The sequence below is a fragment of the Psychrobacter sp. CAM01 genome (assembly GCF_032842965.1).
Taxonomy (GTDB): Bacteria; Pseudomonadota; Gammaproteobacteria; order Pseudomonadales; family Moraxellaceae; genus Psychrobacter; species Psychrobacter celer.
In genome coordinates, this window is record NZ_JAWJBL010000008.1 from 283,844 (window position 1) to 306,829 (window position 22,986).

The 22,986-nt window shown below is 48.6% G+C and carries 21 protein-coding genes; 11 read left to right on the forward strand and 10 right to left on the reverse strand.

Going from position 1 to position 22,986, the window contains the following annotated elements; translation table 11 throughout:
- Window positions 1-79 precede the first annotated feature (79 nt).
- Window positions 80-895: a tRNA threonylcarbamoyladenosine dehydratase gene (locus tag R0I52_RS04900; RefSeq protein ID WP_317053403.1), complete on the forward strand. Its 816-nt coding sequence runs from the start codon at window positions 80-82 to the stop codon at window positions 893-895.
- A 35-nt stretch (window positions 896-930) separates the two neighbouring features.
- Window positions 931-2,694: a GAF domain-containing hybrid sensor histidine kinase/response regulator gene (locus R0I52_RS04905; RefSeq protein WP_317053404.1), complete on the forward strand. Its 1,764-nt coding sequence runs from the start codon at window positions 931-933 to the stop codon at window positions 2,692-2,694.
- 84 nt (window positions 2,695-2,778) lie between these two features.
- Here the strand turns inward: R0I52_RS04905 and efp are convergent, their stop codons facing one another.
- Entirely contained in the window at window positions 2,779-3,351 is a 573-nt protein-coding gene (efp, locus tag R0I52_RS04910) for an elongation factor P (RefSeq protein ID WP_075100517.1), read from the reverse strand.
- A gap of 194 nt (window positions 3,352-3,545) precedes the next feature.
- On the opposite strand from efp, the gene epmB reads away from it, so the two are divergent.
- The 8 genes from epmB to R0I52_RS04950 all read left to right on the forward strand — a co-directional run bounded on the left by epmB (window position 3,546) and on the right by R0I52_RS04950 (window position 14,424).
- Complete coding sequence (epmB, locus tag R0I52_RS04915; protein WP_317053405.1) at window positions 3,546-4,553, forward strand: EF-P beta-lysylation protein EpmB; 1,008 nt, start codon at window positions 3,546-3,548, stop codon at window positions 4,551-4,553.
- Between the two features lie 294 nt (window positions 4,554-4,847).
- Entirely contained in the window at window positions 4,848-6,641 is a 1,794-nt protein-coding gene (locus tag R0I52_RS04920; RefSeq protein ID WP_317053406.1) for a hypothetical protein, read from the forward strand.
- 294 nt (window positions 6,642-6,935) lie between these two features.
- The gene (locus tag R0I52_RS04925) at window positions 6,936-9,020 is read left to right on the forward strand and encodes an EAL domain-containing protein (protein WP_317053407.1); all 2,085 of its coding nucleotides are present in this window, start codon (window positions 6,936-6,938) and stop codon (window positions 9,018-9,020) included.
- 56 nt (window positions 9,021-9,076) lie between these two features.
- Window positions 9,077-9,535, forward strand: coding sequence for a c-type cytochrome (locus tag R0I52_RS04930; RefSeq protein ID WP_317053408.1), 459 nt, complete (start codon window positions 9,077-9,079; stop codon window positions 9,533-9,535).
- 48 nt (window positions 9,536-9,583) lie between these two features.
- A complete protein-coding gene (locus R0I52_RS04935) occupies window positions 9,584-10,612 on the forward strand; it encodes a MoxR family ATPase (protein ID WP_317053409.1) in 1,029 nt (342 codons plus the stop codon).
- 84 nt (window positions 10,613-10,696) lie between these two features.
- Window positions 10,697-11,758, forward strand: a complete 1,062-nt coding sequence (locus tag R0I52_RS04940) for a hypothetical protein (protein WP_317053410.1) — start codon at window positions 10,697-10,699, stop codon at window positions 11,756-11,758.
- The gene (locus tag R0I52_RS04945; RefSeq protein ID WP_317053411.1) at window positions 11,755-14,070 is read left to right on the forward strand and encodes a DUF3488 and transglutaminase-like domain-containing protein; all 2,316 of its coding nucleotides are present in this window, start codon (window positions 11,755-11,757) and stop codon (window positions 14,068-14,070) included. Before R0I52_RS04940 ends, R0I52_RS04945 begins: the two co-directional genes overlap by 4 nt.
- A 66-nt stretch (window positions 14,071-14,136) precedes the next feature.
- On the forward strand, window positions 14,137-14,424 hold the full coding sequence (locus R0I52_RS04950) for a DUF4031 domain-containing protein (RefSeq protein ID WP_317053412.1): 288 nt from the start codon (window positions 14,137-14,139) through the stop codon (window positions 14,422-14,424).
- 119 nt (window positions 14,425-14,543) lie between these two features.
- Here the strand turns inward: R0I52_RS04950 and R0I52_RS04955 are convergent, their stop codons facing one another.
- Window positions 14,544-15,062, reverse strand: a complete 519-nt coding sequence (locus tag R0I52_RS04955) for a DUF302 domain-containing protein (protein WP_317053413.1) — start codon at window positions 15,060-15,062, stop codon at window positions 14,544-14,546.
- Between the two features lie 165 nt (window positions 15,063-15,227).
- A complete protein-coding gene (locus R0I52_RS04960; protein ID WP_317053414.1) occupies window positions 15,228-16,142 on the reverse strand; it encodes a LysR family transcriptional regulator in 915 nt (304 codons plus the stop codon).
- Between the two features lie 200 nt (window positions 16,143-16,342).
- Here R0I52_RS04960 and R0I52_RS04965 point away from each other — a divergent pair, with 200 nt between their 5' ends.
- Window positions 16,343-17,473, forward strand: coding sequence for an S-(hydroxymethyl)glutathione dehydrogenase/class III alcohol dehydrogenase (locus tag R0I52_RS04965; RefSeq protein WP_317053415.1), 1,131 nt, complete (start codon window positions 16,343-16,345; stop codon window positions 17,471-17,473).
- An 88-nt stretch (window positions 17,474-17,561) separates the two neighbouring features.
- Here R0I52_RS04965 and R0I52_RS04970 read toward each other — a convergent pair whose 3' ends face one another.
- The 7 genes from R0I52_RS04970 to R0I52_RS05000 form a co-directional block, all read right to left on the reverse strand.
- Window positions 17,562-18,257, reverse strand: coding sequence for a haloacid dehalogenase type II (locus R0I52_RS04970; RefSeq protein ID WP_317053416.1), 696 nt, complete (start codon window positions 18,255-18,257; stop codon window positions 17,562-17,564).
- A 31-nt stretch (window positions 18,258-18,288) separates the two neighbouring features.
- Complete coding sequence (locus R0I52_RS04975; protein ID WP_317053417.1) at window positions 18,289-18,942, reverse strand: DsbA family oxidoreductase; 654 nt, start codon at window positions 18,940-18,942, stop codon at window positions 18,289-18,291.
- Window positions 18,943-19,501: 559 nt separating this feature from the next.
- Window positions 19,502-20,116 carry a hypothetical protein gene (locus R0I52_RS04980; RefSeq protein ID WP_317053418.1) on the reverse strand — a complete coding sequence of 205 codons (615 nt, stop codon included), beginning with the start codon at window positions 20,114-20,116 and terminating at the stop codon, window positions 19,502-19,504.
- Window positions 20,117-20,157: 41 nt separating this feature from the next.
- Window positions 20,158-20,781 (reverse strand): hypothetical protein, encoded by a 624-nt coding sequence (locus tag R0I52_RS04985; RefSeq protein WP_317053419.1) that lies wholly within the window; start codon window positions 20,779-20,781, stop codon window positions 20,158-20,160.
- 164 nt (window positions 20,782-20,945) lie between these two features.
- Window positions 20,946-21,695, reverse strand: a complete 750-nt coding sequence (locus R0I52_RS04990; protein WP_317053420.1) for a PhnD/SsuA/transferrin family substrate-binding protein — start codon at window positions 21,693-21,695, stop codon at window positions 20,946-20,948.
- 3 nt (window positions 21,696-21,698) lie between these two features.
- On the reverse strand, window positions 21,699-22,193 hold the full coding sequence (locus tag R0I52_RS04995) for a PAS domain-containing protein (RefSeq protein WP_317053421.1): 495 nt from the start codon (window positions 22,191-22,193) through the stop codon (window positions 21,699-21,701).
- A 74-nt stretch (window positions 22,194-22,267) separates the two neighbouring features.
- On the reverse strand, window positions 22,268-22,630 hold the full coding sequence (locus R0I52_RS05000) for a roadblock/LC7 domain-containing protein (RefSeq protein WP_105243989.1): 363 nt from the start codon (window positions 22,628-22,630) through the stop codon (window positions 22,268-22,270).
- Window positions 22,631-22,986: the final 356 nt, after the last annotated feature.

Sequence of the window (22,986 nt, forward strand, 5' to 3'; positions counted from 1 at the left end):
TAGACAAGTCATTTTAATCTAAAAGAGCGTTGAATCTGTGATAAGTGATACAAAAAGTTTTGAGCAAATAAATGAAGCGATGAGCAGCGCACCTTTGGCGGTGCAAGCGGCCGAAGATGGGCAGTATGAGCGCCGCTTTCAGGGTACCAAGACGCTTTATGGCGCAGCAGCGGCAGACACCTTTGCCGCCGCTCACGTCTATGTCATCGGGGTGGGCGGTGTCGGCTCTTGGGCGGCAGAGGCGCTGGCTCGCACTGCGGTCGGCACCATTACCTTGATAGATTTGGACGTGTTGGTCGCCTCCAATGTCAACCGTCAACTGCCGGCACTAGACAGTACCTTTGGTCAAAGTAAAATTGCAGCGATGGCCACACGCTTGCATGAAATCAACCCAAAAATCACCATAAACTTGGTCGATGATTTTTTGACAGTAGAGAATGTTGCAGCGTTATTGCCCAATCGCGATACGGCCAAAACAGCCGCCCAGCAGGGCAAGCCGATTGTGGTGCTCGACTGTGTGGACGATATGAATGCTAAGCTGGCCATCGCGTTGCACTGCCGTTTTAATAAATTGAAACTGGTCTGTGCTGGGGGCGCTGGTGGTAAGATAGACCCAAGCCAAATTCGAGTGAGTGACTTGCGTGAGAGCTATCAAGACCCGCTACTGGCCAAACTGCGTAACAAGCTCCGACACGAAAAAGGCATCAACCGCGAGCTAAAAGATAAGTTTGGTATCAAATGTGTCTACTCTACAGAGCCGCCGCGAGTAGATAAAAGCTGTCAAACAGGTGGCTTGCATTGTGGTGGTTATGGCTCAGCCGTCGTCGTCACCTCAGTGGTGGCCATGGTCATGGTGAGCGAAGCGTTACAATTATTGATAAAGCAGACCGCGTAATGCCAATCGTCTGAGATTATTAAATGGAGTCCATCTTGTCTACAACCAACTTGCCAACGCTCAGCTATCCGGTCGCAGTCGATGACGCTGCGCGTATCAACAAGCTAAGAAAGTATCAAGTGCTCAATGACAATGATGAGCCTGCATTTAAGCGTTTGGTAGAGCTGGCCAAGTCTTTTTTTGGTATGCCGATTGTCACCATCACTTTTATGGACGAGGAGACGCAATACCTCAAGTCTGCTCATGGCTTAGGTGAAGTATGCCGAACCTCACGTGAAGTGGCAATCTGTAATTATACGGTGCTCTCCAATGACGTATTTGTGGTAGCAGACTTATCAAAGGACAGCCGCTTTAGCCAAAACCCTTTGATTACCGAGTCACCGCATTTACGGTTTTATGCAGGGGCGCCCATTATCTTACACGAGGATCATAAAAGCTTTCGCTTGGGCTCTTTGTGCCTGATGGATACCAAACCGCACTACGACTTTGATGAGTCGCAAGCCAAAGTACTGGCGCAATTTGCCATGATCGCAGCAGATGCGTTACAGCTACAAGACAAGCAGCGCGATGCCAAGCATGCCAATGAGATGAAATCGGATTTTTTGGCCAATATGAGCCACGAGATACGGACACCGATGAATGGCATCATCGGTATGGTGGAGATGCTAAGCGAGACGGAGCTTAGTGACGAGCAACAAGAATACGTGGACAATATCAAGGTATCCAATGAGCATTTGATGGCGATTATCAATGGGATTTTGGACTTATCAAAAGTTGAATCTGGCAAAATGACTATTGACTCCATTCCGCTCAACCTCTCCACGTTATGCAACGAGGTGGTGAGCCTCTTTGCGATAAAGGCGCGTCAGCGCGGGCTGATGTTAGATTATCACTATACTGAATCGCTATCGCCTTATGTACAAGGCGATCCGATACGGCTCAAACAAATCATCGCCAATCTGGTCAATAATGCCATCAAGTTTACCCGTGAAGGGGGTCGGGTGAGTATCGCGGTCAAGCACGTGCCCAACTGCCACTGTGCCGACGACACCGAACACCCTGACCATACTGCCGATGATACGGCAGTGTCTGCTGACTATATGACCGTATGTATCGAGGTGACCGACACGGGGGTAGGCATCAAGCCTGAGTCGTTAGAGGCGATATTTGATGCCTATGATCAAGCGGATAAGTCGACGCACCGGCTTTATGGCGGTACAGGGCTTGGGCTATCTGTCTGTAAGTCGTTGGTAGACTTGATGGGCGGTGAAATCAATGTCGACAGCGAAGTGGGCGTTGGCACGACGTTTAGTGTCCTGCTACCGCTGCCAACCATCGATGCTGCCAAATATGAAACTTGGCAGGATTCCAATGAGCTCATCACAGATGAGCCAAGTCATGAGCGGGCAGGTCATATCTTGCTGGTCGAAGACGATGCGGTAAACGCCATTATTGCCAAAAAAACCCTGACCAACAGTGGGCATGTCGTCACCCACGTCACGGATGGACAGCAAGCGCTTGAGATATTTGCCGTATCGCCTGATCGCTATGATCTGATTTTGATGGATCACCATATGCCGATTTTGGATGGGGTGCAGGCCACCGTCAAGCTACACGAGCTCTATGATCCGCAGTCTTTGCCGCCAATCATCGCTTTGACGGCCAACGCGATGGACGGCGAGCGTGAAAAATACCTCAAGGTTGGGATGCAGGATTATTGCACCAAACCCTTTAAACAAGAGCAGCTCAATGCACTGGTGCAGTATTGGCTGATTCAGCAATCATCCAATCAAGAATAGCGGGGCAATAAAAAAGCTTAACCTTTATGATAAAGGTTAAGCTTTTTTTGTACTCAGTAATAATCAGTAAACAGTAAGTGTCGACTAGTTGACACGGGTCTGGTAGTCGCCAGTACGGGTATCCACACGGACCACTTCGCCCTGCTGGACAAATAATGGTACACGTACAACCGCGCCAGTCTCTAGCGTGGCAGGTTTGCCGCCGCCGCCTGAGGTGTCGCCGCGTACGCCAGGATCGGTCTCTGTGATTTGCAATTCGACAAAGTTTGGCGGCGTGACAGACAAAGGCACACCATTAAACAAAGTAATGACACAAAGCTCGTTACTGTTGTCTTTTAGCCATTTTGGCGCATCACCAACAGCCGCTTTGTCAGCTTGCAGCTGCTCAAAGGTTTCTGGATGCATAAAGTGCCAAAATTCACCATCGTTGTATAGATAGTTCATTTCAGTGTCTAGTACGTCAGCGGCTTCCAAGCTTTCGCCTGATTTAAATGTTTGCTCAAGCACTTTGCCACTACGAAGGTTACGCAGTTTGACGCGGTTAAAGGCTTGACCTTTACCTGGTTTGACAAATTCGTTTTCGAGAATGGCACAAGGATTGCCATCCAGCATGACTTTTAGACCTGCTTTAAATTCATTGGTAGAAAAACTTGCCACAAGAGACTCCTAAGGGTTTGTAAGTAGGGGGTATCACTATGCTATGTGCTGGTGGTTGCAGGGCTTGTTGCGCCAAAACCTATACCATCACTTGTGTCTGTCGCACTTAGCAAAATAGGCTAGGCGGGATACTTTGATAGGGTAGACACTAAGGGCGTATAATAGCGGCTTTTGGGCACAGGTAATAGGCTGTCATGATAAACCATTTAATCACACAAAAAAACTGGCAAACGCAATTATCCGAAGCCATTACATCCGTGGATGAGTTGCTTAGCATCCTAAAGCTCGAGACGCTACGCACAGAGGTCTATGTGCCGAAACACTTTGCGCTGCGTGTGCCGCGTGCTTTTGTTGCGAAAATGAAAGTCGGTGACCGCGAGGACCCGCTGCTCAAACAAGTCTTGCCCGATCAGCAAGAGCAAATCAAGGTCACAGGCTACGTGGCGGACCCGCTAGCGGAAAACGACCAAAACCCTATCAAAGGCCTGCTGCACAAATACCAATCAAGAGTGCTGCTGACCATCACGGGGGCTTGTGCGATTCATTGCCGCTACTGCTTTCGTCAGCACTTTGATTATAGTGCCAACATGCCCACCGCCGATGCCAAAGCACATATCATTGACTATATCACAGCGCACCCTGAAATCAATGAGGTTATCTTAAGTGGCGGTGATCCCCTAAATGTGACCAACAGGCGGCTGTTTGCATGGCTGGATACGCTTGAAGCTATCCCGCAGCTGACCACCATTCGTCTGCATACGCGCTTACCGCTTGTGATTCCTGCGCGTTTGGATGCGCCGCTATTAGATAGGCTAGCCCAAAGCCGCTGTCAAATTGTGATGGTCATCCACTGCAATCATGCCAATGAGATTGACACGCTGACGGCGGAGTATCTACAGCGTGCAAGAGCCGCTGGCATTACGTTACTCAACCAAGCGGTGTTGTTAAAAGGCATCAATGATAGTGTGGCGATACAGACGCAGCTCAGTCAGCGCCTGTTTGCCGCCGGTGTGCTGCCGTATTATTTACACGTTTTGGATAAAGTGGCAGGCGCTGCCCATTTTGATAGTGATGAGCACAGCGCTGTAAGGCTATACTGGTCGCTGCTGGCGGCTTTGCCAGGGTATCTGGTACCCAAGTTGGTCAGAGAATTACCGAATAAACCCTTTAAAGTGCCGGTTAACATTTACCATGATGCTTGATATGCAAAATATGCTATATTAAAAATTAGTAAACAAAGAATGACTAATAAAGAGTGGGCGAGCTGCTGACTACCAAATAATCAATATCAATAGTGACGCTTGGTAAAGGATTTATCAAGCGTGCGGGTAAGGATGGTATTAAGGTATAGTCAATTCGAAGTAAAATCGATACGCTGATATTAACGTGCAACTGGCATCAGCTTTTCTTGCTTGCCTGTCTGACAAAACTGCTTTGCTGCCAAACTATTCGATATCACTAAAAGTTATTAGGATTAAAAGTTATTAGGAATCTGGATGATTACCCTATCGACGTTTCAAAAGTTTTTGTCTACTACAAAACTGCAGTCAACGACAGCAAGGCGTTCTGTTGATAGTGAAGCGCGCTATTTGCAGACACTATTGACCAGCCTGCCGTCACAGACACATGAGGCGCAAGCTGAGCGGCTAGAAGAGATTTTGAAGGGCTTGCAGGCGGTAGATATGGAGGAAGAGCAGCGCCTTAATCTCACCGCTCGTGTCATCGAGGCCGCTGAGCAATTGATTGTAGCGCTGCGCCAACACTATATTTATGAGACCGCCGCCTTTAGTGAGGCACAGATGGCGTACGTGGCTCAAGTTCGGTCGTTATACTATTTGATTATCATGATCTATGATGGTGTCATACAGCGTGAGATGGCCGTGTCAATGAGTCCTGCTGACTCTGTCCTAAAAAACGGTTGGCAGCGTTATTTTCACCATGAAAAGCGCGCATCAGTCGTGCTCGCCCTTGCTATCTATCAGTCACTATTGATGTATCAAAAGCTCTTAGGCGAGGCGGCGCTCTGCTACCAAAAGCCGTCATCGTACTTATGGTCTAAGATCAATCAGCTGTATTATCTTGCTCATCAGCAGCGCCTAACGTTGATGAATCTGAGCGCTCATACGCTCACTCAGCGCGCAGATAGCATTCACCGCCTGTACTGTCAGCTATGTTTGCACAGTTTATTGAACGTACGTGCCATGCGTCGCCCTAATATCTTGTTGGTGCAGCGCTTGTTGCCTGAGTGGGCCGAGCATCTGCTAGCCACCATAGAGCCTGAGAGCGAAACCCGAGTGTTTGTCAATTTAAAAGACAGTCAGCCGCCCACTTATTTGACAGCTCATTCATGCATCAATCCCTATGAGGATCGGTATGAGTGCTTATTTATAGAGCTGACACCGATGATTACCTATCTGCAGGCACGCAGGCAGGTATTGATAAAAGAAGGCCGGGAGGCGGTGGCGTGCGCGCTGCTCAATAAAGTAATCATGACGCTCACGTATCGCTATTTGCAACCTCAGCTGACGTTGCCCACCAAGTATAGCTCAAAGCAAGACGCTGTGGTGATTAGCGGATTTAACGACATGCATTACCGAGTCAGTCAGGGCTGCAGCTTCACCAGATTGATTGTAGCAAACGAGCTGCCAGAGGCACACCGGCCTCATTATGATACCCATCAGCTGCCCACTAACACTCATACGCGGCTGAACGTTGAGACATTTGATGGCAATGATACCTTATCGTTGTTTCGTATCTTGCGACTGCGCGCTGAGCCAGAGAGTATGCCACCAGATCGTCAACCACCGACGCGGACTGGGCAGCTCGATTTGAGTCCTCTACCTATAGATGCAGGTATCCAGTATGACACCAGTCATGAAACCCGTGATGAGCGCGCGGCCACACCGCCACCATTACAGATCATGAGGCTTTTTCTGTTATGTCGTACTGAAACCGCGACCACCCTTGATTGCTCGATAGGGCTGACTCGCTGGGTCAATGCCGATGGCGCTACGCCAGAGATTGAGTGGCAGGTACTCGGGCACAATCCCGCGGCTTGCGGCCTACGTGTCGATGGTGATGACACGCGTGACCGGCACTTTGTGCCAGCTTTTATCATGGGGAAAGACGAGCAGCTCCAAACTGTGGCAAGCCTCATTGTCCCAACCGCCCATTTTCAGGCCGATGATCGGGTCATCATGCGTATCAATCAGCAGCAGACGCCGTTACGTTTGGGGCGACGCTTACTAATGACTGATGAGTTTAGCCAATATGAAGTGCTGCGCTTATAGCTTGACTACCAGCACTGCTGTTCGATTGAAAGTAAGCTCCAGCAAGCCTTTAATAGACGCTATAAAGCTTTTTTTTGAGCGTTTGAGTTATAGATAAGTACTAAAAAGCGCTGCGTGGACCACTGCCTAATGAAGTCCACCTGCAGGGGGTGCAGTTATTGTCTATAATGGCACAAATTGTTACTCTATTGATGCGATACCCAATCTGCTGACCAAGCATCGACCAAGCAAGCTCAGGTATCAAACATCACTGATAAAATACGATCGTATGATCATAAGATTAAAAGGCCATTTATGCGCACTCAGTCTATGCTAAACCTGTTAGTCATCAATGATGATCAGCTCTATGCTGAGCGACTTGTGCAGTTATTGAGCGCTTATTATGACAGTGTGAATTTGGGATTTTTGGACGATAAAGAAGAGCTGCTAAGGCTGTTGCGTCAGCCATGGGATGTATTGGTGTTTGGCAGTGCTTATGACATGAACTTCACCGAAGTGGTGGGCATCGTGCAAGAGCAGAGTATTGATCTGCCGATGATTTGCTTGTTTCATGATGAGGCGGCAGCCACCGCACAAAATGACGACGGCTTGCCAGCTATCGTCAGTGGTACAATGGTCAAGGCGCTCAAAGCCGAGCAAGAGATGGCAGTGGTGATGGCCATTTGCTTGCAACATGACAACTTGCGCAGCCGCCGTGAGCTAAAGACGCTGCGCCATGTCATCTCTGAGGCGGAGCAACGCGCGAACGTCTTGATTAAAAACTCCAAAAGCGCGGTCGCCTATATCGATCAAGGCATCCATATATTTGCCAACGACCCTTATTTGCAGCTTTTTGGCTTTAAAACTATGAATGATGCCATCGGCGTGCCAGTCGTTGATTTGATTTCAGGCGGGGATAGTGTCAAAGGCTTTAAACAGTTTTTGCGGCAGTTTGACAAAGGCAATCGACAAGAGGTGGAGTTTGAGTTTGAAAGCAAACGTACAGATGGTAGCACCTTTGAGGCCAAACTACAGCTTGCCTCAGCCACCTTAGACGGTGAGCCTGTCACCCAAGTTATCATTCAGCAAAACACCAATAACAGCGCTGAGGTGGCCAAGCGTTTAGCGGAGGCTGAGCGTAAAGACAAGCTAACCGGTATCGATAATCGCCATGGTTTTGAAAAACAAATGGCGCTGGTGTACGAGCAGGCAAGACAAGGGCTACTGACAGCAGGGCTTTTGTATATTCAGCTCGATAATGTGGGTAAAATAAGAAGCAGTTTGGGCCTACAAGGGGTCGATGCGACGGTCAAGCAAGTCGCCTATATGTTAGATGAGCTGATAGAAGACGGGCATGTGAGCCGCTTTAGTGATACGGTGTTTACGGTGCTTGTCGAAGACAAAAGCGCCAGCGAGCTAAAATATTTGGCACAGCACATTGTCACACGCATTAGTGAGATGTTTATCGAAGTCGATAAGCGTACCATCAGTACCACCGTCAGTATTGGTATCGTGAAGATAGAGAAAAGCGCTGCAGAGCCCAATGTACTGCTCGAGCGTGCTATCGATGCCATCAATCAAATCATGATAGAGACTTCCAATCATGGTGGGACGTACCACTTGTATGACCCAAGTGAGCATGCCAACAGCGATGATCATGCATTGGCTGAATCTTTGGTCGATGCCATTACCAACAATCGTTTTGAGCTGTCATTTCAGCCCATATATGACATTAACAAAGACCGTAGCGACTTTTTTGAGGTGTATCTGCGCTTACCGCTGGCAGATGCTGACAATACCGTACTCACCCCTGATCAGTTCATGGCTGTCGCCAAGACGCATAATTTATTAGAAAAAATCGACCGCTGGGTACTAATCAATGCCTGCAAAAAAATAAACGAAGTCCGTAAGACCCATCCTGAGGCCAGACTGTTGGTGCAGCTCACTGGGGCGTCGCTGGTCGACAAAAAACTGCCAAATGTGGCCAGTCAGTTGATCAAGGCGGTCGGCGGTGCTGCTGGAGTCTTGACACTGCAGTTTAATGAAAAAGACATCTTAGACTATCTGACCGTTGCCAAAACCCAGTTTTCGGCGTTGACACAAGTCAGCTGTCAGTTAGGTATCAATAACTTTGGCTCATCTGCTAAGTCTATCGAAATCGCCAGCTTTGTACAGCCAGATATGGTGCGTTTAGCGCGAAGCTATATCCAAGACATCAATTCTGCGGATAACCTAAACACGGTTAAGTCTTTGATTATGCGTACGTCTGAGGTCCATGCTGACGTACTCATGCCATATATCGAGGATGCCGCGACGATGTCGGTGGCGTGGAGTGTGGGCGCACGCTATTTGCAAGGATACTATCTAGAAGCGCCCAGTGCGACCATAAAAGTCTCATAACGTCATGCCTCATCCTGTTTTTAACTGTCATACCTTTTAACTGAAGATTGTCAAACATGTTTATGATTCGTCAGTATCGTTTGTGCGGCCTTGTTGCCGCTGTTTTATTGCTCAGTGCGTGCGGAGAGCAAGTGCCTGCTGATCACCGTGACCCTGTGACATTGCCGCTATATACTGAGGGCGATGCCGACAACGGTGCGATCATTTATCAAGATGCCTGCGGTCAGTGCCATCAGCTAAATGCAGGACTGAACAAAAAAGGCCCGCAGCTGATGAATATCTACGGCGCGCCTGCCGCCGCCCTCGAGGATTATACTTATAGTGAAGGACTAAAGGCGTCAGGCTGGGTATGGGATGCACAGACACTAGACCCTTATATCGCCGATGCGCAAAAGAGTATGCCAGACTCAAAAATGCTCTCAGACCCGATGCCGGATGCAAAAGAGCGAGCAGATGTGATTGCTTATCTGTCAACCCTAAGGGCCGCGCCGCCTGTGACCGATGATGCCAATTGATGGCAGACTTGTTATGTTTATTCTTCCAAAATGAGCCAGTAACTGACTATGAGCCATGCCGCGATCGACCCCGCTTCTCCCACCACCTCTAAGCCAGCCACGCAGCTGGCAGATACGGCGGCCTTGAGTGCCGCTGACTATCAGCACAATCAGCAAAAAATAGCTCAGCTGCTTGAGCAACTAAACCACATCGTTTTAGATAAGCCGCAGGCGATTAAGCTGGCGCTTAGTGGTATATTGGCGGGTGGTCATTTATTGCTACAAGACTTGCCTGGTATGGGCAAGACCACATTGGCACAAGGGCTAGCCCAGCTGCTTGGCCTAAGCTTTAATCGTGTGCAGTTTACCAATGACATGCTGCCCGCTGATATTTTGGGCATGAGTATCTTTGAGCAAAAAAACCAGCGCTTTGAGTTTCGGCCAGGGCCGATCTTTACGCAGTTGTTACTTGCGGATGAAATCAACCGCTCTAGCCCCAAAACCCAAAGCGCACTGCTAGAGGCCATGGAGGAGCGGCAAGTCACACAAGATGGGCAAACCTATACGCTGCCGCAGCCGTTTTTTGTCATTGCCACCCAAAACCCATTACAGCAAGCAGGCGTCTATCCACTGCCTGAGTCGCAGCTTGACAGGTTTTTATTGTGTATATCGCTTGGCTATCCATCGCCTGCCGCTGAGCGTGAGCTTTTGCAAGGTCAAGATCGCCGCGAGCTGCTCAAAGGCTTGCCTGCTGCACTTGATACCGAAGCGGTACTATTGGCGCAGCAAGGCGTCAAGCAAGTGTATGTCGCCGATGTGGTCTTGGACTATCTGCAGCGGCTGGTTGCAAAGACACGCGCCAGCTCGGAGTATCATGGTTTGTCGCCGCGAGGTGTGCTGTCGCTACAGCGTGCGGCGCAGGCTTATGCGTATGTATCGGGGCATCAGGAGGTGGCACCAGAGGACATCCAAGCGGTGTTTGCTGCCGTCACCGATCATCGCCTTGGTCAGCGTTTTGTGCCCGCGCATGTGACTGGTGGACAAGCGATGCAGACCATCGCCCAACGTATTTTGGCAGAAGTGGCTGTTATTGTTTGACCGTCTGTTTACTCATAATAGACTCACTTCTAAAGTTGCTCGTTTATTAGCGATAAGACTATTAATTTTGAGGATAGGGTCGTTATGAGTCTGTTGCCAAATGCCTTTACTGTACCAGCGGACTCTGCACTACGCCGCTGGTTTGCCGCGCGTGCGCCCAAAAGCGATAGCGCCACCCTCACGCTGCGTAATGTCTATATTTTTTTTAGCCGTGAAGGCCTGCTGTTTGCCGTTTTATTAATCATCACTTTTATTGCTGGCATCAATTATGGCAACAACTTGGTGCTGGGTTTGTGCTTTTATTTGGTTAGCGTTTGGCTGATCAGCTTTCATGTGACCTTTGCTCATGTCTCAGGTCTCAAGGTGCAATTGATAGATGTCACTATGGCAGAGGCGGGTGCGCCTGTCTGGGTGACCTTGCAACTGATTAGTGAAAGCCGTCAACCAAAACGGCAACTATTATTTGGTTTTGAGCAAGCTGACGGCCAAGCGAATAGTAAGGCTAATGGCAAGATAGATAAAAAAGCCAATAAGAAAATCAAGAATAGCGCTAGTACCCTAGAGTCGATACTAGTGACACGACTGCAAGGCGAGCAAACGATTCGCCTGCCAGTACAAACGCATAGCCGCGGCCAGCTGGTGCTCCCCAGACTCACCATCAAAACCGTCTACCCGCTCGGCATTATGCGCGCCTGGTCTTATGTGTATTTTGCCCGTCGCGCTTGGGTGTATCCTAAACCTGAGGCTTTTGATTGGCAAGCACAGTATGCGCTAGCCAATGAAAAAGATCTGCCAACAGGCGGGCAATATCAGCAAGGTCAAGATGATTTTGAGCGGCTCGACAACTATATCGAAGGTGAGTCGCTGGCCCGTGTGTCGTGGGGGCATGTGGCACGAGGTCAAGGCATGTTTACCAAGCATTTCGCCGATCCGGTCGGTCATGAGCAAGCGTTGGATTATGCCGATATGCCAGCCGCGCATCATGAACAAAAACTGGCACAGCTGGCTTATGGCGTACAGACCTTGGGTGAGCTGGGCGTACCCTTTACGATGCAACTACCGCAAGATAAGCCTGAAGGCGCGGCGATGGGGGCTGGTGACAGCTTTGTACAAGCGTGCTTGCTAAGGTTGGCAAAAGCGCCATGAATAACTCTACGCAGCCTCTATCAAAAAAAACGATAGCGTCATCGAGTCGCTTTGATAAAGCAAACGCTATAAACGCTGCCAGCTTTGAGCAGTTGGCCTTGGGTGATCATCGCAGCGCACAGATAGTACGCGGTGAAAGGCCAAGCGGATATGCCAAGTTTTTTGCTTTGCCTGCCTACTACTGGGTGTTGATCGCCCAAGTGGTCATTATCTTACCGCATGCAGCCCATCTGCCATTATGGCTAATGGGATTTGCGGTGGTCAGTATCATTGCTCAGATGCCCGGCGTCAAAGCGCAATTTAAAAAAATAGCACATCTAAAACGCGTCTATCAGGGCATGCAGATGCTCGGGTTTTTGTTAGGGCTGGCAGGGCTATGGCTGACTTATCACACCGCTTTCGGCCTCGATATGGGTGTGGCGTTTTTGGTGCTGTGCTTGATTAGTAAGCTGTGGGAGCTCTATAAGCGCCGTGATGCCTATGTGGTATTAAACTTATCGCTATTTGTCCTCGCCGCGCTGTTTTTGATGGATCAAGGCTTGGTCACGACGCTTGAGGTAATCGTGGGGGCGGTGACGGTGCTGCTGGCCTTTATTGCGTTAAATGACGACGGCAATACGCGCGGTGATGGGCGTCTGCGTACGTTGGGCGTGCTCGGTATCGGCGCATTGCCATTATTGGTCGTGTTGTTTTTGTTTTTTCCGCGCCTGCCGCCGCTTTGGTCAGTGCAGCTCTCAGGTCAGCAGGCGACCACGGGTGTCTCTGATAGTATGTCGCCTGGCGATTTTGCCAATTTGGGACAATCGACCGAGCTGGCGTTTCGGGTAGAGTTTGCAGACAAGCGTCCCCCGCAGCAGCAGCTCTATTGGCGCGGCTTGGTCTTTAGCGACTTTGATGGGGTGACGTGGCGTCCTAGCCCTCAGCAACAAGAGTGGCAGCCTGCACCGCAAGCACCTGCTTGGATTGAGAATGCCTTTGCAACTATCCCTGATAAGGCAAAAGTTGCGCCGACCAACTATGAGGTTATCCTAGAGCCAACGCAGCAAAGCTGGCTGTTTGGGCTTGATTATCCGTTTACGCAGCGCCAAGACGTCAAAATCACCTCAGATTTTACTTTGTTAAAAGATCAACCGTTGACTCAGCAGTTGCGCTACGAGGTATTGCAGTTTGCACCGATGCGTATCGATCCGATTCTCTCTGATGAGTCGCGCCGTCTCAATCTTACACTGCCAGCTGACGGCAACCCGCAAGCGCGAATATTGGCGCAGCAGTTATTCGCTCAGTCAGGCTCAGACCCTGTGCGCTATATGCAGGCACTGGAGCGCTGGATTAACCAAACGGAATTTCGTTATACACTGTCTCCGCCGCGTTTAGCTAGTAACCGTATCGATGGGTTTTTGTTTGAGACCAAAGCGGGGTTTTGTGAGCATTATGCTTCCAGCTTCACCTTTATGATGCGCGCCGCTGGTATTCCTGCGCGCGTCGTGGCAGGCTATCAAGGCGGTGAGCCCAGCCGCGGCGGCAATGTCTGGGAAGTGCGGCAAAAAGACGCGCACGCTTGGACGGAGGTCTGGCTTGAAGGTCAAAGCTGGCTACGTGTCGATCCGACCGCCTTTGTCGCGCCTGAGCGCATCGAGCAAGGGATGGAGGCTCTGACGCGGTCGCAGGGCGCGGCGATGTTTGGCGAGGGCGCTGCCGCCCAAGTCAGCTATCAGCAGTATCAGCTACTACAAACCTTACGCCGCCTCTCAGATCAAGCCAGTTATTATTGGCAAAAAGACATCGTTGGCTATGATCAGGACAAGCAAGCCGACTCGCTACTCAAATGGTTTAATATCCGCACACTCATGCAGCAGATTGTATGGCTGGCGGTTAGTGCTATCATAGTGATGTCTATAGTCATCTTAATCATCTGGCAACGTCGCCGTCGCCGTCAGCGTTGGCATCCAGTAGAACTGCCGCTGGTACAGCTATCAAAACGCATTGGTAAAAGTGATAAAGAGTTGGCTCGTCAAGAGAGTGAAGGGCAGCTGGCTTGGCTTGAGCGCTTGGCAATAGCGGTTGAGGACCGAGAAAATGATTCAAATACTGATATCAACGCCGATACCAATGCTGAAAGTAGTAATAAGAGCAGTAAAGTGAGTAAGCTAACAAATAGTGGGCACTCAGAGAGTGTACAAGCAAAAATCTTGCAAATGAAACAAGACTATCGGCAACTGCGTTATGGCCGTCTAAGCAGCCTTGAAACCAATGATAGCGAGTACCAAACTGTCCTAAAGCAGCTTAAGAAAGATGCACGTGAGTTATTTTGATGGCGGATTTGTGACAGCATGATTGAGCATAGGATAATGTGCTTACGAGATAAAGGGGGCAGGGCGATGGCGATATACGTCGATTTTATGCAGATAGAATATAAAGGCTATAAATGGTGCCACATGCTGGCAGATAGCCTGCAAGAGCTCCATGAGTTTGCCGCCTTGATTGAGATAGATACGCGGTTGTTTCACCGAGACGCCAGCTATCCGCATTATGATGTGACAGTACAAATGCGCAAAACGGCGATTGAATATGGTGCCATACCTGCCAATCGAAAAAAGATTATTGAATGTGCAAAGAAGCTAAAAATAGAATTACATGAGCAAATCGCACAATCTGAGAACTCCTAATAAGTTGATTTTCTAAAACATGAAAAAGGTGGGTTATGCGTTTACAGCCCACCTTTTTATTTGCTTATACGTTTACCAGTAGCGCGTTTGACGCTACCAATTGTATTGTGGGTTTGGCACTACTGTGCAGTAGCGGCTTTACTGATACCATTAAGGGCTTTTGCGATATTGGTGAGCTGGGTATCACAGCCTGTTAGATGATGACGCTCTTTTAGGTATGTTGGATGGTTATACGACAGCCAGACTTTTTGCGCCGCGTCTTCACTGATGAGGATTTTTTGTGGCAAGTCAATAGCGACGCTTTGCTCACAATTCATCAATGGCGTACCGACTTTTGGATTGCCAAACATGATCACTTGCGTCGGTCTTAAGGTTAAGTCGGCACCTTGCGCGTTTTTTTGATGATCGACGCGGGCGAATATTTTCATGCCTTTACTTTCGATAATGGCGACCAGCTTATCGGCAGTGTCTTGTACTGAGTGCGGGCTTGGCATGGTTACCAAGCCTTTTGGGGCATTGATAGCAGGCGTGGTTTTGGGTGTTGGCGGCATCGTGTCAGGCGCGTTTACGATATTTTTAACACTGGCGCAAGACGAAATCGCCAATGCGCAGGCAGTGATAGCAATTATTTTAAACATAAAAAGTCCTTTTTTATGGTGGTTGTTTGGTAAACCATGGTTGGCTATATCAGTACGCTTTGTGTATCAGAGCGTGATGCTTTAGAGCATTGTGCGTAATAAACCATGCATAGTAAAGGCGCGCGTGGCAAATGGATCTCATCAGCGATGATATAAGAGCGCCAACTATGCCAGACGTGCTGCCAGATAATCCACCAGCAAGCGAATCTTTGGCGATAAATGACGATTGTGCGGATAAACCGCCCAAATGCTTTCTTCAGGCTCTCTATAGTTATCCAGTACGCTGACCAGCGCTCCTGAGGCCAGATATTGCTGCACATAATAATCAGGCAGCTGCACGATACCCAGACCCTTTAATGCTGCATCTACTAGGCTGTGGCCGCTGTTGTATTGCACGCTGCCTGAGACGCGTAGGTTTTTTTCTGTGTCCGTTGGTTTGTGCGCTTGCTGACCCACTGCCTTGTTAGCGTGTTTATCGTTTTCGATAAAGTGCCAATAATCACGTGTGCCAAGCAGGCAGTTATGTTTGTGCAGATCGGCCAGCGTGTGCGGCGTACCATATTTTTTGAGGTAAGCAGGGGCAGCGCAGACAAAGTTGGTACGGCGACTGAGTTTTTTTGCCATCATGGTTGAGTCGCTTAATTTGCCAATACGCACCGCTAAATCATAACCACCCTCTATTAAATCTATTTTTTGATTGCTCAAAAAGGCCGTCACTTCGATATCGCGGTATTGCACCATAAAGTCATTGACCAGAGGCAATAGTTGCTGCTCGCCATAGGTGACAGGGGCAGTGAGTTTGATTCTGCCTTGGGGTTTTGATTGTAAGTTACTCACCGCTTGCTCGGCGGCATCTAAGCCATCGAGCACGCCGCGGCAATGCTGATAAAACACCCGCCCTTCTTCTGTGAGCGACACCTTCCGCGTTGTACGATAGAGCAATTTAATATTCAGGCGTTTTTCTAACGCGCTGATCTGCCGACTGACCTGCGCGGTGGAGATGCCCAGCTCCTTTGCCGCTCGGGTAAAGCTCTCGTATTCAGCCACATAGACAAACTCACTAATACCATCCCAGCGCATGATTATTACCACTGTGAAAAAGATATTTGCAAATATAACACATTGTTATCACAGCAGAAACAACTATAATGGACAGTATAAAGTCAATGCCTACAGACGAGTCAAACTAGTGCTTGCCTCTATGGTGTAAGCGCTATAAGCTAAATTGGTCTGAGCGTGATTCATGCCATTACTTATTTATGATAAAAAGAGAGAATACTATGTCAGATAATTTTATTAAGTCCAAAGCCGCCATCGCGTGGGGGCCAAATGAGCCGCTATCTATCGAAGAAGTCGATGTGATGCTGCCCAAAAAAGGCGAAGTGCTGGTAAAAATCGTCGCCAGCGGCGTTTGCCATACCGATGCCTTTACGCTATCTGGTGAAGATCCAGAAGGCGTGTTTCCAGCAATTTTGGGTCACGAAGGTGGCGGTATCGTCGAGCAAGTCGGCGAAGGTGTGACCAGCGTAGAAGTCGGCGATCATGTCATTCCGTTGTACACCGCAGAATGCGGCGTCTGTAAAATGTGTCGTTCAGGTAAAACCAACCTATGCTCGGCAGTACGCGAAACCCAAGGTAAAGGTCTGATGCCAGATGGCACCACGCGCTTTTATAAAGATGGTGAGCCGATTTACCATTATATGGGCTGCTCGACGTTTTCTGAATACACGGTGTTGCCAGAGATTTCATTGGCAAAAGTCAATAAAGAAGCGCCATTAGAAGAAGTGTGCTTGCTGGGCTGCGGCGTGACCACGGGCATGGGCGCTGTAATGAATACTGCCAAAGTCGAAGAGGGCGCAACGGTTGCTATCTTTGGGCTGGGCGGTATCGGACTGTCGGCTATCATCGGCGCGCAAATGGCCAAAGCCAGCCGTATCATCGCTATCGATATCAACGAGAGTAAGTTTGAGCTGGCCAAAAAACTTGGTGCGACAGATTGCATCAACCCAAAAAATTATGACAAGCCTATTCAGGATGTTATCGTCGAATTGACTGACGGCGGCGTGGATTATTCGTTTGAATGTATCGGGAACGTCGACGTCATGCGCTCAGCGCTAGAGTGCTGCCACAAAGGCTGGGGCGAGTCGGTCATCATCGGGGTCGCAGGCGCAGGGCAAGAGATTTCAACCCGTCCATTCCAGCTGGTGACAGGCCGTGTTTGGAAAGGTTCAGCCTTTGGCGGGGTCAAAGGCCGCAGCGAGTTGCCAGGCTACGTTGAGCGCTACCTAGCAGGTGAGATTCCGCTACAAGAATTTATCACTCACACCATGCCGTTAGAAGACATCAACGATGCCTTTGATTTGATGCATAAAGGTGAGAGCATTCGTTCGGTGGTGCACTTTTCTGAGTAAACATTAAGTTAAGCGGCAAACGATAAGCTGAAAATACCGCGCCTATTATGGAGCGGTATTTTTTTATGCTCAAGACAAACCATAGCGATTAGCCTTGCGCGCGATGAATGATTTGCTCTGCAAGCGCGATCAAGTCTGTGGCCATAAAGTCCGGTGTTGGCACATTGGGGGCAGATAACAAGGCATTATAAGGACGTTTGAGAAACGCCCCTTGGCAGCCAGCAGCTTGCGCGCCGATGGTATCCCAAAGATGACAGGCGACTAGGCATAAATCTGACGTCTGGACAGCCAGCTCATTAGCGACTAGCTCATAGGTCTCAGGCGCCGGCTTGAACTTTGCGGCCTGCTCAACACTAAAAGACTGCTCAAAAAATACGCTCAATCCTGCCTTGTCTAGTGGCGTAGGGGCGGCGCTGGGTGCTGAGTTGGTCAGTGTCACCAGACGAAACCCTGCCCCACGTAGTTTGGTCAATGCTGGGACAGCGTCAGAATGCGCAGGCATGTTGCTCATACGCGCTTTAAACTCATCGATATCGTCCTCTGTCAGCGTGATTTGGTGGATATCAGCGCTCATCTGTAATGCACCGATACCCAGCGCACCAAAAGGCGTATACAGCCCTGATAACGTCATGGCTTGCGAGTATAGCACCAGCTGGGCAAACCATTCTCTTAGCATGTTTTCGTCACCGAATAGATGGGCAAATAACGGCGCTAAAGTGGTTATGTCGAGTAGCGTCTCGTTGACATCAAAGACGATAACCGAAGGTGTTAGATGAGCGTGCATAAGATATCCTTTCATCGACAGTGCGTAGGGTTTAGTCGGGCATATTGGCCAATTGCCCTAAGATATTGAGATAATTGTCTACCCCTTGCGCGCCGCTTACCAAATGGCGCTCATTAAAAATCATCGCTGGCACACTTTGAATGCCTTGCTGCTGCCAGTGCTGCTCTTCTGCGCGTATCTCTCGAGCAAACCGCTGGTCTGCTAAGACCGCCAGTGCCTCGTTTCGATCTAAGCCGACCTCTGTTGCGATATCGGCCAGTACCGCATTATCCGATATATTGCGGTTGTTCGTGAAGTGCGCTGCAAAAAGCGCTTGTTTTAACTCATGTCTGTGGCCTTGTTTTTCGGCCCAGTGCAAGAGCTGGTGCGCATTAAAGGTATTATGCATCCATGTGTCGTCGTTGAAGTGAAACTGAAAGCCGACCTCATCTCCCGCCTCTGTTATTCTGGCGCGGCTGGCATCTGATTCTGCCTTACTTGAGCTGTACTTTTCCATGATATGCTCACGCATATTTTGTCCTTCTTTTGGCATTTTGGGGTTTAATTCAAAAGGGTGCCAATGTATCTCATGGTCTGTATTGCTTTGCTCGAGCGCCGCGGCCAATTGGCGGTAGCCAACGACGCACCAAGGGCACACCACGTCTGAGACGATGTCGATACGTAGGGGATTGTTGGTATTTTTCATATCTATCTGCCTAATATTATTTATATGCCTGATATTATTTAAGATTATTTGAGGTTCATGCTCAATTGCTATCTATCAATCCATGCTAGAAGAATGATATTGAGATTGCAATCACTATTAATAAATAAACTTTAGTTTATTTTTTAGATTGATAACGCACGCGCACAGTCGTCAGCGGAGTCATAAACTGTCCTAAAAAATAAGCAAGAGTGCAAGGTTTGGCAAGAAGCGCCACGTTCAGAGGCTGGGTTTTTTATGCCGTGACGTAGTGTGTAGGGAGCTGGTGAATATAAGTGGTGGGTCATGCAATCAGCAGCTGCTGTTAGTTATTTCGTTGCTTATATAGAAGTACGGCGGTATGGTATAAAGATAAAGAAGGGCGTTGTGGATAAAAGGAGCGCGCACCACACCGAGTTGTCTGCTATAAATGCAGACATAAAGGTGTGGTGCGTGTCTTCAATGAAAATATGGTATGTCAGCCATGTCTATTTTTATATCTATGTCTATTTTTATAAAAGTCATGACCGTCACGAGTTATGAGCAAGTACGCCACAGATGCTTAATTTAAAAATCGGAGCCCAGAGGTTTTGAGTGCCCACACCAGCTCTACAAAAGCGCGGCTATTGGTGAGTGGCTCGCCATCGATGATCAGCACATATCCTGAGCCATCAATCCACAAAAACACAAAACTGGTCTCAGGAATCAACAAGTCAACCTGCTGAAAAAACGAAATTGCTTGGCTTTCTACTGCCCAGCCGCGTTGTTTTTGGCGCAGCATAAAGCCTGAAAAGTCAGCTGCCGCCACACTCAACATATCCGCTTCTTCTTGGCTATAGCCGATGCGCGCCAGACAAAAACCCTCATCAGAGCCGATAGCGGCACGGCGCTTACCAGATAGGCTAGCGACGACATAAGGCAAAAACTGATCCAATGGTAAGTTGGGCGCGGGCAAAAACAGGGACAACTTTTCGATCCAGCCGGCCTCTATAAAGCGCTGTAACCACGTCTCAGAGTAGCGCTCTAGCCAATCAGCGGCGAGTAGAGTTTGCTCATAAGAGAGTAGGTCTTGTAACGATAGCTGCTCCTCTGTAGGTTCGCTTTGGGAAAATGCCTCAAAAATACCGGCTGGGGTTAGGGTAAGATAGGTTTTATCAGCATTTAAGTAAGAGGACATAGCGGCTACCATTGTGATGAAATTATAAAATAGGCGATAAGTTAAGTTTTAATGGTTTTGGTTTGGTCAAGACGTTGTTGGCAGTTGTTCCAGCGCTCATCAAAGTGCCAGTCGCTTTTGCCTAAGCGAAACCAAACCAAAGAAAAAGCCAGACGGTCATTGCGGGCGATACAGTGGGCAAAAAACTCGTTTTCGATTTGTTCAATCGTGCCCCAGTCCTCCTCGGCACGTGCTTGCATCAGCTCGGCGGTGATGTCTTTGGAGATTTCTTTGGCATCGTCGCTACTGATGCGCAGTCGCTGTTTTTGCTCATTGAGCGACGGCGATATCAATACACTCCAACGCGTCGCCAGCATACTGTTGCGCTGGATGTAGCGTTTTTTGTCGATGCAGTCGCGAAAGCCTTGTGCAACATGAGGGTACAGACGGTCTTTAATACGGGTAAATAGATTATTGACATCGTAAGGAATATCGTACCAGCAGCCATAAAAAAAATCTGCCACCGCGCCCTGTAGCGGCTCTTTTTCGCTCAACAGTAAGGCAGCGTTGATACGCTGCTCATGAAAGTGACGATTGGCAGGTGCCAAAAACACTTTGCGTGAGTAAAAGCGAAACGCACGGCGCGCCTCGGTCTCGGCTTCTTTGCTCAGATCTACATCAGACATAATAGGATCCTTTAGGTCACATCTTCGTTGCGGTTATTCTTGCCTTGATAGCGGCTGCGCCTATGGTGTTGCGTTGTATGGACATGACCCAATAATCACGGCGATGACGGTTGTCACCGACCATGAAAAAATAAAATTAGCCAAAGCAAGATAGCAAGTAACGACTAATCAAGCAAGGTTTCCATCAAATCAATCATAAACTCGGCGTCTTCTTCATCCATGGCCTCAAACCCTTGCGGCATACCAAGCTCGGCCAATGCTTCTTGACCGTCTGGATCGTTGTGAAGGTTGAGTATGGCATTCATAAAGATATCGGTATCTGGGAAGTCGTCTTTGATCAGCAGTACATGACTGATATCAGCCAAATCACTTTCGATCAGCACCGATAGCTGAGCTTTGGTCAGACGAGAAAAACCGTGAAATACCTCTGCCAAAAAGAACGCTGCCTGCGCCTCGCCTTTGATGACTTTACGCGCCGCAGCCTGATAAGTTTCGGTGACATCCCAGCTCAGGTCAGATTCTTCTATATCGACAGCCTCAAGCAGGCGCAAACCGATCAGCTTGACATCGCGGTTGTTTGCCATCGCAATGGTAGCACCAGCTTTGATATCTTCTAAGGCATTGATGTCGCTATTGGCACCAGCGGCGATGACCATTTCGTCAGATTTGCCGATAGGGCGTGCGACCGCTTTGTAGCCTTGTTCACGGATCAAAGCTGCCGCATCAAAAGGGTTGGCATAGATGACTTGAATGTCCTCAGCCGTGATGACTTGTTGTTGCTCTGCGTGTGAGGCTGGCGTATTTAGGTGCATGTTTAAGTTGGCACGCTTTTGAATCAAGGTGTTAAACATATGCCAACCTGCAAAACGCTCAGGCGAAAAATCAGGGGCGATTAACATATTGTGTGTCGTCATGATTTACCCTTCCTCATTTTGTTTCATATCAGCGTACTGCGCCTGCATGGCTGCGATTTTGCTACGTGATGGCTTGCGGCGTACTGAGGTATAGCCCACAGTTTCACCGCGGCGCACGTTTGGCACCACCGTAGCATAGACCCAGTAGTGACTGCCGTCTTTACATAGGTTTTTGACATAGCCATGCCACTTCTTTCCAGCTTTTGCTGTGTCCCACAAGTCTTGATAAGCCGCTTTTGGCATATCAGGATGGCGCAGGATAGACTGCGGCTGGCCAAGTAGCTCGTCTTTGGTGTAACCACTAATCTCGACAAAAGCATCGTTGACGTGGGTTAGGATACCGTCTAAGTCGGTACGCGAGACGATAAGCTTACCATCAGGATAAGGGCGCTCAACACCCGTATCATAAATGGTGCGAGAGGAGCCGTCATAGTAAGTCAGCGTCATCTGCTCAGCTGGCATATCCGGCTTTGGTGCATCAGGGATTGGAGAACCCATAGTAATCTCCTTTATTTATTGTTGTATTTATCTATCATTGTATTCGTCATGATTGACTGGCAAACAATGATTGATTAAATAAGTTTTGCTAGGGCTTCTGAGGCGCGTTTGATGTCCAAAAAGATCAAACCGAGCTTGGCATTTGGCTTGGCCATGATAGTCAATACCGCTTCATCGCCTGATGAGGTCATGATGACATAGCCTTTTTCGCCTTGGATCATAATACGATCGATGCTACCGCGCGCCAGCTCGCGACCTGCACGGTCACCCAACGACAATAAAGCAGCTGACATAGCGCCAACACGGTCTTCATCAACGCCTGATGGTAGGGCTGATGCAATCATCAGACCATCGTTAGAAATTAGGGCAGATGCTTCGACATCGGCAGATGAGCTGTTTAAGTCTTCTAAGATTTGCTGGAACGAATCTGTACGCATATCACTTTCTCTATGACGGGTTATTGAATGAATGGGATCACTATCAGCGACCCTAAAAAAGGGCTGAAGCGAAAGCCGGTCATTATAAACCCTTACTACTTATATTGATATATGTTACAGCAAACAAATGGCTAGGTTTTACTAATTTTTGACCGTCTAGTTGCCATTATTAACCTTTTATCTGTTGTTTTTAATTTCTGGCCAAACTAAGGTCGGCAGCAAAGCTTTATTCTCTCTATTTTGTTCAGCCACTTGCAATCAGCAGTAGTCCTGTATCAATTTTTGCCTAATTTGCCTAGCGTTTTACTTCATGCTTTCAATACCTAGCAACTTACGCAGCGGCTAGATAAACGAAT

Excerpts from the sequence above, each read along its gene's own strand:
- R0I52_RS04965 (WP_317053415.1), top strand. The coding sequence starts at position 16,343 with ATGTCAGATAATTTTATTAAGTCCAAAGCCGCCATCGCGTGGGGGCCA.
- R0I52_RS04970 (WP_317053416.1), bottom strand. The coding sequence starts at position 18,257 with ATGCACGCTCATCTAACACCTTCGGTTATCGTCTTTGATGTCAACGAG.
- R0I52_RS04935 (WP_317053409.1), top strand. The coding sequence starts at position 9,584 with ATGAGCCATGCCGCGATCGACCCCGCTTCTCCCACCACCTCTAAGCCA.
- R0I52_RS04955 (WP_317053413.1), bottom strand. The coding sequence starts at position 15,062 with ATGTTTAAAATAATTGCTATCACTGCCTGCGCATTGGCGATTTCGTCT.
- R0I52_RS04900 (WP_317053403.1), top strand. The coding sequence starts at position 80 with ATGAGCAGCGCACCTTTGGCGGTGCAAGCGGCCGAAGATGGGCAGTAT.
- R0I52_RS04975 (WP_317053417.1), bottom strand. The coding sequence starts at position 18,942 with ATGAAAAATACCAACAATCCCCTACGTATCGACATCGTCTCAGACGTG.
- R0I52_RS04930 (WP_317053408.1), top strand. The coding sequence starts at position 9,077 with ATGTTTATGATTCGTCAGTATCGTTTGTGCGGCCTTGTTGCCGCTGTT.
- R0I52_RS05000 (WP_105243989.1), bottom strand. The coding sequence starts at position 22,630 with ATGCGTACAGATTCGTTCCAGCAAATCTTAGAAGACTTAAACAGCTCA.
- R0I52_RS04950 (WP_317053412.1), top strand. The coding sequence starts at position 14,137 with ATGGCGATATACGTCGATTTTATGCAGATAGAATATAAAGGCTATAAA.
- R0I52_RS04960 (WP_317053414.1), bottom strand. The coding sequence starts at position 16,142 with ATGCGCTGGGATGGTATTAGTGAGTTTGTCTATGTGGCTGAATACGAG.
- R0I52_RS04980 (WP_317053418.1), bottom strand. The coding sequence starts at position 20,116 with ATGTCCTCTTACTTAAATGCTGATAAAACCTATCTTACCCTAACCCCA.
- R0I52_RS04995 (WP_317053421.1), bottom strand. The coding sequence starts at position 22,193 with ATGGGTTCTCCAATCCCTGATGCACCAAAGCCGGATATGCCAGCTGAG.
- R0I52_RS04985 (WP_317053419.1), bottom strand. The coding sequence starts at position 20,781 with ATGTCTGATGTAGATCTGAGCAAAGAAGCCGAGACCGAGGCGCGCCGT.
- R0I52_RS04925 (WP_317053407.1), top strand. The coding sequence starts at position 6,936 with ATGCGCACTCAGTCTATGCTAAACCTGTTAGTCATCAATGATGATCAG.
- epmB (WP_317053405.1), top strand. The coding sequence starts at position 3,546 with ATGATAAACCATTTAATCACACAAAAAAACTGGCAAACGCAATTATCC.
- R0I52_RS04945 (WP_317053411.1), top strand. The coding sequence starts at position 11,755 with ATGAATAACTCTACGCAGCCTCTATCAAAAAAAACGATAGCGTCATCG.
- R0I52_RS04940 (WP_317053410.1), top strand. The coding sequence starts at position 10,697 with ATGAGTCTGTTGCCAAATGCCTTTACTGTACCAGCGGACTCTGCACTA.
- R0I52_RS04990 (WP_317053420.1), bottom strand. The coding sequence starts at position 21,695 with ATGACGACACACAATATGTTAATCGCCCCTGATTTTTCGCCTGAGCGT.
- R0I52_RS04920 (WP_317053406.1), top strand. The coding sequence starts at position 4,848 with ATGATTACCCTATCGACGTTTCAAAAGTTTTTGTCTACTACAAAACTG.